Genomic DNA, 950 nt, shown 5'->3' on the forward strand with positions numbered 1-950 from the left:
CTGATGGCGCCGACCGAGATCCTGGCGCGGCAGCACCTGGCGACGTTCAGCCGGCTGGCCCCGGTGCCGGTGGCGTTCCTGAGCGGCAGCGTGAAGGGCCGCGCGCGGCGGATGGTGCTGGAGGACGTGGAATCGGGCCGTGCGCCGCTGGTGGTGGGGACGCATGCGCTGTTCCAGGACAAGGTGGCGTTTGCCGACCTGGCGCTGGTGGTGATCGACGAGCAGCATCGCTTCGGCGTGGAGCAGCGCCTGCAATTGGGGGAAAAGGGCGACCGGACCGACGTGCTGGTCATGACCGCGACCCCGATCCCCCGCACCCTGCTGTTGAGCCAGTGGGGGGAGATGCAGGTCAGCCGGCTGAACGAGAAGCCGGCGGGGCGCAAGCCGGTGCGGACCTCGCTGCATGCCATGGCGCAGTTGGACGACGTGCTGGCGGGGATCGCGCGGGCGATCGGGCGCGGGGCGCGGATCTTCTGGGTCTGTCCGCTGGTCAGCGAGAGCGAGGCGGTGGACATCGCCGCGGCCGAGGCGCGTTTCGCCGCGCTGGAGGACCGTTTCGCCGGCCGGGTGGGGCTGGCGCACGGGCGGCAGGATATCGCGGTGCGCGAGGCGGCGATCGCCGATTTCGCCGCGGGGAAGACCAGCATCCTGGTGGCGACGACGGTGATCGAGGTCGGGGTGGATATTCCCGCCGCCACGGTCATGGTGATCGAGCATGCCGAGCGGTTCGGGCTGGCGCAACTGCATCAGTTGCGCGGGCGGGTGGGGCGCGGCGCGGACGAGTCCTTCTGCCTGCTGCTGCATGACGATGCGCTGAGCCGGACGGCGCGGCGGCGGCTGTCGCTGCTGCGCGATACCGAGGATGGGTTCCTGATCGCGGACGAGGATTTCCGCCTGCGCGGCGGCGGGGACCTGACGGGGCGGCGCCAGTCCGGCCTGCCGGACCTGCG

At 71.8% G+C, this 950-nt stretch carries 1 protein-coding gene; it reads left to right on the plus strand.

All coding sequences use genetic code 11. The features are described 5' to 3' along the window. Positions 1–950 (plus strand): helicase-related protein (locus HUK84_RS20140; RefSeq protein WP_176641782.1); only part of this gene is annotated, 950 nt, incomplete at both ends.

The organism is Nguyenibacter vanlangensis, assembly GCF_013376155.1.
GTDB classification, from domain to species: Bacteria; Pseudomonadota; Alphaproteobacteria; order Acetobacterales; family Acetobacteraceae; genus Gluconacetobacter; species Gluconacetobacter vanlangensis.